We start from the raw sequence: 8,444 nt of genomic DNA on the forward strand, positions 1-8,444 counted from the left end.
TTAAGGGGCTGAAACAGAGGGGCAAGCACTTTTGATTATGAAAACGCATCAGTTTACTTGTTATTAACGACTATAATTAATAAACATAGTTTTAAGTACCAAGATTTTGGAATGTTTTTATCTTTTGTAGATGTTGGTCAATTAGTTCATTCTGCTTATTTAAGTTCTTCAGCCCTTAACTTAGCTTGTTGTGCATCTGGAGGCATTTTAAATGATGAATTAAACTCATATTTAGATCTAAGAAATCCACTGCATCATCCTGCATTGTGTTTAATATTAGGTAAACCTAAAAATAGTTAAAATGTTAAATCCCAGAATAAGTATTGTTAGTAATGAGAATGAACTAATAATTTTGAAAATTAATGGTAGTGATAATTTTATTAAATTAAGTAGTATAGAATTTGAAATTATACAAGAGTATTCTAAAGATAATAATTCTAGCAGAGTTATACATTATTTTGAAAACAAAGTTCATATAGAATATGAACAGTTTAATAAACTAATTGAATTGGCTAAGAATAATAATATTTTAATTTCAGAAAATTACACCAAACTAAAAGATAAATCTTTTTCTTTTTTAGGAGTTACATTTGATTTGATATTAAAAAGAAATTCAAAACTTTTTGAGATAGTTAATATTGATTTTACTAACACATATTTTGAACAACTTTTTGAGAAAAAAACATTTCAAAAGATAATTCTAATAATTAGCTCAATTATTTTTTTATACATAATTGGAGACTTATTATTGACACCCTTGAATTTTAGAGAGAATTATCTAGATACCATATATCATTTTCCTTACCCATTTTCAACTTTATTTTTCTTTATATATTTTGCGTCTTTTATATCAACCTCAATACATGAATTCGGACATTATTTTATTTATAAAATAAATAACGGTAAGGTTTCGATTTTTGGAATTGGCTTAATGTTTTTCTTTTTACCAGCATTATATAATAAAGTATTTATAAAACTAATAAAAGTTAAAAGTGCAAGAATGATGGTGTATTTTGGAGGTATTCTCTTTGATATCTTACAATTTATTTTTCTAATCTTCTTTACTAAACATTTTCATTCTTCATCTCCTGTACTATCCTTTTTTTGTTATTCTGTAATGATTTCTATAACAATTAGATCTATTTTTAATTTCAATATATTTCTACCTGGTACTGATGGATATTACATTTTTACAGATGCTATTAATAAGCCTAATCTATTTGATATATGTAAACAGAAAACTAAAGAAATATGCAAAACTAATTTCCGTATGAAAGATACTTTCTATTTAATATTTACACTATTAAGTTATTTGTCTATTGTTTTTAGTTGGTTTGTTATGTTTTTTCCAATATTAATGTATATCTACTATGCTACATTTTTTAAATAAATTTACAGTCCTGATTTTAATGTTGTATAGTGCTAATTATTGCTATGCACAAAGTCAAACAGGAAAGGTTGTAGATGAGGATAAAAATCCAATAAATGCTGTACAAATTAAGTTTGATAACGATTCGACTTTTATTACTAAAGAAGATGGTTTGTTTCTTATTGATAAAAAGGACATAAAAGAAATAGATATTTATAAAGAAAATTATAAAAACATCATTATTTCATTTGATGACTTAAAAAAGCAAAAATTTGTTGTAATGCTTAAAAAAGCAAAAACAAATAGTTTAGAAGAAGTTGTTCTTAAGGCAAAAGACCCAATTTCAGAAAAGTTTTCTGTTTCTAAATTATCTAAACTTGATATATACACTAATCCTTCTTCTAAAGGAGATCCACTATTAGCAATTACTTCCTTACCATCTTCAACTAACACAAATGAAACTGCAAATCCTACTTTGAGAGGAGGTGAAGCAGATAGAAGCAGAGTCATATTAAATGGTGTGCCGATAAATAATCCTGTAAGAAATAGTCAAGATAATGGGCTAGGAAGTTTTAGTTTATTTAATACAGAATTTATTCATAAACAATATGTATATGCGAGTAATCCCCCTTTGACTTATGGAAACTCTAGTGCTGGAATTGTGGAAATTGAAACTATAAGAAAGTTAGATAATAATTCAACTAAATTGACTTTTAATCTTTCAAATATGGGTTTTTTTGTTTCAAAAAAAATTAAAGGTAATTTTATTCAATTTTATGGTAATAAACAATTTTCAGATGCTTTTATCCTACTAAACAAAAATAGTGTGCCTAATTTGAAAGACTTTAGATCAAATGATTTTGGTTTAAATTTACGTGTAAATATTAATAAAAAAGTTTATTGGAATTCATATAATTATTTTGTCGATGAAAGTATATTAACAAATAATTTTCAATATAATTTTAGCGGAGAAAGCAAAGGTTCCCAAGATAGATTTTTAACCGTTAATAATTTTGATTTTATAATAAATAAATCAAAGCTTAGAGTTGCAAATCTTTTAGACTATTCTGATAAAAAATACAGTTATGGTGTTATAAATTCTAAATCTAAATCTTTGCAGATTTTTACCTCAATAGACTATAAATTGATGTTTAACAAATCATTTTCAATTCAAACGGGTAGTAATTTTTCATTAACAAATTATAATTATGATGAAATTAAACCTGTTTATTATTTCTCACTAAATGAAAATGCTCCAACATATTTGTCTAGTCTTAGAATAAAGAATAATTATATTGAAAGTTATCTATATGCTAATTGGGAAATGACAAGTAAACTTGGTTTTTCTACTGGAGTAAGAACAAACGTTCCAATTGATAATCAAAGGGAGTATTTGAGTTATCAAGCATCTACGCATTTTGATTTAAATAACAAAAACAGAATGATTATTAGTGCAGGAAAATACCATAGCTATTCAACTCCAAACTATATAAATCATACAATTAATTTATTAAATAGCAATCAAATTGCTTTAGACTACTATTACTCAAATAAAAAGTTTGATTTAACAAGTGCTATTTATTATAAGAACGATTCTGGTGATTTTACATATTCACAAACTCAATTTTATCAAAGAATTAAATCATTTGGATGGGAAGTTTCGACATCATTTAATATTAATAAAAAATTGTCGTTTTTATTTTCTAATACATTTCTAAATCAAAAACTAAAAATTGATAGTGAATATTTTAACGGAAATAGTAGTTTTAATTATTTTATTAAGGCAAGATTTTCTTATAGTAACATGAGATTGCTTAATGTTTCTTTATCTCTTTCAAGTAGACCCGGCAATTATTATACTCCTGTTGTTTCTTCTATTTATAATAATGATGCGTTAAATTATCAACCGTTTTTTAGTTCTAATATTAATGACAATCAGTTAAACGAATATAACAAATTAGATTTTGTTGCAAATAAAATCGTAACAATTAATAAAAAAAACTTATTAATTCCGTATTTGAGCATACAAAATATATTAAATAAAAATAACCAATCTTATATCTATTACAATGCCAATTATACAATTCAAAACATTTACAATTTTCAAAAAAGGATTGTCTATTTTGGAATGCAATATACCTTTTAAAAGACAAAGTTAATGTTAATCAATGTAAATAGTAATCAAATAATTAAATTTTAGAATTATTTATTTAATTATCTTTGTTTTTTAAATATTTATAATGGAACTATCCAAAGGAAAAAGTATTATTAATTTTTTTGATACATTTAAATAAGACATGGATTGTTTGAAATATTTGGCTGAAAAGAAATGGTATCAGGATTTATATGTAAAAAATGTAAACATACAAAATGCACTATTCGTAAAAATAATTATGCTAGAGATTGTAATAAGTGCCACCATATCGAAAGTCCAACCGCAGACACTTTATTTCACAAAGTAAAATTTGGACTTCATAAGGCATTAGGTATTTGTTTTGAAATGAATGCAACCACAAAAAGCATATCTACAAATCAAATAAGTAAGCGTTATGAAGTACGTTATATTACGGCATGGTTGTTTATGGAAAAAGTAAGAATAGCAATGAAAATAATCAAAAATAAATAAATTTGTTTAATTTGAGCTTATTATTGTAATTTTTTTTAATAAATTCTGACATGATGTAAAACCAAACACCAATTTAAAATATCCTGATCTACTTATTATTTCCTATAATTATTTAACAAAAAGCTTGAACCTTACACAAAAAAAGCCGAATAGCTCGACTTTTTTGTGTAAGGTTGGTTTTTATTTATTTTTGAAATTGTTATTGGCCTCTTTGGGATTTGATGTGTCATCTATACAAAAAACTCAACACACACGAATGAATTGCTAGCTCCCACACATTTCACACTCTTCAGGGTCGGCATTTTTGGCTAATTCAAGCATGCGGCGGTAGTCCTCTTTGTGGATTGGGGTGGTGTGCAAATCTACTGTTGCGGGGGCTTCTTTTTTGTCGTTATTGAGCGTAAATTTTATGGCATCTACTGCCGATTTGGTTCTTAAATAATACATTCCTGTTTTTAGTCCCGATTGCCACGCATAAAAGTGCATCGACGTCAATTTTGCATAATTAGCATCTTGCATAAACAGATTTAAGGATTGCGACTGATCGACAAAGTAGCCTCTGTGTTTAGACATGTCTATGATATCTTTCATAGACATTTCCCAAACGGTTTTGTATAACTCTTTCAAATCCTTTGGAATGGCATTTATGTTTTGTACCGATCCGTTTTGTCGCATGATTTCTTGTTTCAAATCGTCTGTCCAAATGCCTAGTTTTACCAAATCGTTTAACAAATGTTTGTTTACTACTATAAACTCTCCCGACAACACCCGTCGGGTATAAATGTTGGACGTGTAAGGTTCAAATGCTTCGTTGTTGCCCAAAATTTGCGACGTAGAAGCCGTTGGCATTGGTGCTACTAAAAGGGAGTTTCGAACGCCATATTGCAACACTTCTTTTCGTAGCGATGCCCAATCCCATCTACCCGAAAGGTCTGCATCTTGTAATCCCCAAAGGTTGTATTGAAACAAGCCTTGCGAAATAGGCGATCCTTCGTAGGTGGAATAAGCTCCGTCTTCTTTGGCCATTTCCATAGAGGCTGTAACGGCTGCAAAATAAAGGGTTTCAAAAATTTCTTGATTCAATTTTTTGGCTTCGTCGCTAGTAAATGGCAATCTAAGCATGATAAATGCGTCTGCAAGTCCCTGAACACCAAGCCCTATGGGCCTGTGTCGCATGTTGGAATTTTCTCCTTCTTTTACAGGATAATAATTCCTGTCTATAACTTTATTTAGGTTGCGTGTTACTCTTTTGGCTACTTTATAAAGCAACTTGTGGTTGAACTTGCCTTTTTCTACAAACATTGGCAACGATAATGAGGCCAAATTACATACCGCTATTTCGTCTTTTGAGGTGTACTCCATGATTTCGGTACACAAATTTGACGACCGTATGGTTCCTAAATTTTTTTGATTGGATTTTTGGTTAGCAGCATCTTTATATAGCATATAAGGGGTGCCTGTTTCTATTTGCGATTCCAAAATTTTCTCCCAAAGTTCACGGGCTTTGATGGTTTTTCGGCCTTTTCCTTGTATTTCATAACTGGTGTATAAGGTTTCAAACTGCTCCCCATATACTTCATATAATCCTGGGCACTCATTTGGACACATCAAGGTCCAATGGGCATCCTCTTGTACTCTTTTCATAAACAAATCCGAGGTCCACATTGCAAAAAATAAGTCTCTTGCCCGCATCTCTTCCTTGCCTGTATTTTTTTTCAAATCCAAAAATTCAAAAATATCTGCATGCCATGTTTCGATATAAATAGCAAAACTTCCTTTTCGTTTGCCTCCTCCTTGATCCACATACCGAGCCGTGTCGTTAAACACCCTTAGCATAGGAACAATGCCGTTTGACGTGCCATTTGTACCTCTGATATAAGAACCCGTAGCCCTAATATTGTGGATAGACAATCCGATGCCGCCTGCTGATTGCGAAATTTTGGCTGTTTGTTTTAACGTATCATATATACCATCGATGCTGTCGTCTTGCATTGCCAATAAAAAACACGAAGACATTTGTGGTTTTGGTGTTCCTGCATTAAACAACGTTGGCGTAGCGTGTGTGAAATATTTTTTGGACATCAAATCGTAGGTTTCTATTACAGAATCCAAATCGTTGAGGTGAATTCCAACGGCTACTCTCATGAGCATGTGTTGTGGTCTTTCTACAATTTTGCCATTTATTTTTAATAAATAAGAGCGTTCGAGGGTTTTAAATCCAAAATAATCATAATTAAAATCGCGGGTATAAATAATATGTGAATCTAAAAAAGCGGCATTTTCAATAATCACCCGATACACTTCGTCTGAAAGTAAGGGTGCCGCTTGATTGGTTCGAGGATTGACATATTGATACATGTCGGTCATTGTATCTGAAAACGATTTTTTGGTGTTTTTATGCAAATTAGAAATCGCAACTCGGGCTGCCAATTGGGCATAATCTGGGTGAGCAATCGTCATGGAGGCAGCAGTTTCGGCAGCCAAATTGTCCAATTCTGTAGTAGAAACCCCATCATACAAGCCTTCAATTACACGCATAGCCACCTTTACAGGATCGACCAAATCGTTTAATCCATAGCATAATTTTTTTACTCTTTCTGTAATTTTATCAAACATTACAGGCTCTTTCTTGCCGTTTCTTTTAACTACAAACATATTATTTTATTGTTTTTTTTTAATTTTATTTGTTTCAACTGCACTGCTATTGTATTAAAAATCAGCATCAAAGCTTATTTTATTAGCCTCTACATCTGTATTCATAACACCCGCTTTTTGGTATTCGGCTACTCTTTTTTCAAAAAAATTGGTTTTTCCTTGTAGCGAAATCATGTCCATAAAATCAAATGGGTTTGTGGTATGATAAACCCTATCGCAACCAAGTTCTACGAGCAGCCTATCGGCAACAAATTCTAAATATTGTGTCATCAAAGCGGCATTCATCCCAATCAAACTTACAGGTAATGATTCTGTAATAAATTCTCTTTCTATATCAAGTGCATTTGTAATAATTTCTGTAATTCTTTGTTTTGATACTTTGTTTACCAAATGGTTATTGTGCAAGTGCACCGCAAAATCACAATGAACTCCTTCATCTCTCGAAATCAGCTCGTTAGAATAGGTGAGGCCGGGCATCAATCCTCGTTTTTTGAGCCAATATATAGCACAAAAGGCTCCCGAAAAAAAGATGCCTTCTACAGCTGCAAAAGCGATCAATCGTTCGGCAAACGAATCGGAGGTTATCCATTTCAAAGCCCAATCGGCTTTTTTCTTTATTGCTGGAAAAACATCCAAGGCATGAAACAGTTCATCTTTTTCTATTTCGTCTTTAACATAAGTGTCTATCAAAAGGGAATAGGTTTCGGAATGGATATTTTCCATCATAATTTGAAAACCATAAAAAAACTTAGCTTCGGCATATTGTACTTCATTTACAAAATTTTCGGCCAAATTTTCATTTACAATTCCATCTGAAGCCGCAAAAAAGGCCAAAATATGTTTGATAAAATAACGTTCTTCGTTGTTTAATTTAAAATTCCAGTCTGTCAAATCTTGCGACAAATCTATTTCTTCGGCAGTCCAAAAACTTGCTTCCATGGACTTATACATATTCCAAATATCATGGTGCTTTATTGGAAAAATGACAAATCGATTTTTATTTTCTTGAAGAATTGGCTCTACTAACGACATAGTTTTTTGATTATTAAGGTATTATATAAAATGGTACTTTGGTTATTTTTAGAGTACAAAGGTTATAAATTAAAACGAGTATAAAAAGATAAACTTATTCACAATTTGAACAAGTTTTTAACAATGGTGTTTTTTTTGACAATGAAGTGCTATAAATTTTAAAGCCTTGATAATCAATTATTTAAAAACTTAACATTTTGTTAAAAGCCCGTAAAATAAGGGATTTTGAGGTTGCTTGATTGCTTTTTAAGAGCTGAAGTTTTGGCATTTTTTTTATGGTGTTTTACGTGATTGGCACTTGTTTTTTATGGCTACTAGAATGCTGCTTTTTTATTTTGATATTGGGTAAGTTTGTTTTTCTGTCAAAATATTTTAACACCCCGAAATTTGCGTTAGGGATAGTAGTGTAAATCCTTTAGAAGCCCCCCAGCCCCCAAAGGAGGAGTTGTATTGCACGAATATAGTTTCTGAATGTGGCAATCAAAAATGATTATTTCACAATATGATATTTCTTTTGGAGTTCAATGAACGTTGTTTGAAACGAATAGCCCGACCCTTGAGGGAACGCCCAAAAAATGTTACTGCCCATTTGGTGTTTGATTTAGAATGTTGCCGTTTTTTTGAAGTAAAACCTTGCTTGCATTTTATCAACGCAATCGATGTAAATGTGTTTTTCAATCGATTTTGGCTTTTTATTTTATGTTTTTCAAAAAAAAACCATAAGTTTACCTAAAAATTGATTTTTTTTATCGAGTTATTTAC

General features: G+C 30.5%; 4 protein-coding genes and 2 pseudogenes. 4 read left to right on the forward strand and 2 right to left on the reverse strand.

Annotated elements, in window-relative coordinates; translation table 11 throughout:
* Positions 1 to 51: 51 nt before the first annotated feature.
* The 4 genes and pseudogenes from B0A58_RS17080 to B0A58_RS11920 form a co-directional block, all read left to right on the forward strand.
* Positions 52 to 300 (forward strand): annotated as a pseudogene (locus tag B0A58_RS17080) (nitroreductase family protein); the annotation flags it as partial.
* Between the two features lies 1 nt (position 301).
* Positions 302 to 1,390 (forward strand): zinc metalloprotease, encoded by a 1,089-nt coding sequence (locus B0A58_RS11910; protein WP_089081244.1) that lies wholly within the window; start codon positions 302 to 304, stop codon positions 1,388 to 1,390.
* Positions 1,371 to 3,515 (forward strand): TonB-dependent receptor plug domain-containing protein, encoded by a 2,145-nt coding sequence (locus B0A58_RS11915; protein WP_089081245.1) that lies wholly within the window; start codon positions 1,371 to 1,373, stop codon positions 3,513 to 3,515. The genes B0A58_RS11910 and B0A58_RS11915 overlap by 20 nt, the downstream gene beginning before the upstream one ends.
* Before the next feature lie 151 nt (positions 3,516 to 3,666).
* Positions 3,667 to 3,977 (forward strand): annotated as a pseudogene (locus B0A58_RS11920) (IS1595-like element ISSwe1 family transposase); the annotation flags it as partial.
* A 282-nt stretch (positions 3,978 to 4,259) separates the two neighbouring features.
* Here B0A58_RS11920 and B0A58_RS11925 read toward each other — a convergent pair.
* Together B0A58_RS11925 and B0A58_RS11930 are read right to left on the reverse strand one after the other, a co-directional pair.
* Positions 4,260 to 6,650: a ribonucleoside-diphosphate reductase subunit alpha gene (locus B0A58_RS11925; protein WP_014083193.1), complete on the reverse strand. Its 2,391-nt coding sequence runs from the start codon at positions 6,648 to 6,650 to the stop codon at positions 4,260 to 4,262.
* A 54-nt stretch (positions 6,651 to 6,704) separates the two neighbouring features.
* Positions 6,705 to 7,682: a ribonucleotide-diphosphate reductase subunit beta gene (locus tag B0A58_RS11930; RefSeq protein ID WP_014083191.1), complete on the reverse strand. Its 978-nt coding sequence runs from the start codon at positions 7,680 to 7,682 to the stop codon at positions 6,705 to 6,707.
* Positions 7,683 to 8,444: the final 762 nt, after the last annotated feature.

This window comes from Flavobacterium branchiophilum NBRC 15030 = ATCC 35035 (assembly GCF_002217205.1).
Lineage (GTDB): Bacteria > Bacteroidota > Bacteroidia > Flavobacteriales > Flavobacteriaceae > Flavobacterium > Flavobacterium branchiophilum.

Excerpts from the sequence above, each read along its gene's own strand:
- B0A58_RS11910 (WP_089081244.1), top strand. The coding sequence starts at position 302 with ATGTTAAATCCCAGAATAAGTATTGTTAGTAATGAGAATGAACTAATA.
- B0A58_RS11915 (WP_089081245.1), top strand. The coding sequence starts at position 1,371 with ATGCTACATTTTTTAAATAAATTTACAGTCCTGATTTTAATGTTGTAT.
- B0A58_RS11925 (WP_014083193.1), bottom strand. The coding sequence starts at position 6,650 with ATGTTTGTAGTTAAAAGAAACGGCAAGAAAGAGCCTGTAATGTTTGAT.
- B0A58_RS11930 (WP_014083191.1), bottom strand. The coding sequence starts at position 7,682 with ATGTCGTTAGTAGAGCCAATTCTTCAAGAAAATAAAAATCGATTTGTC.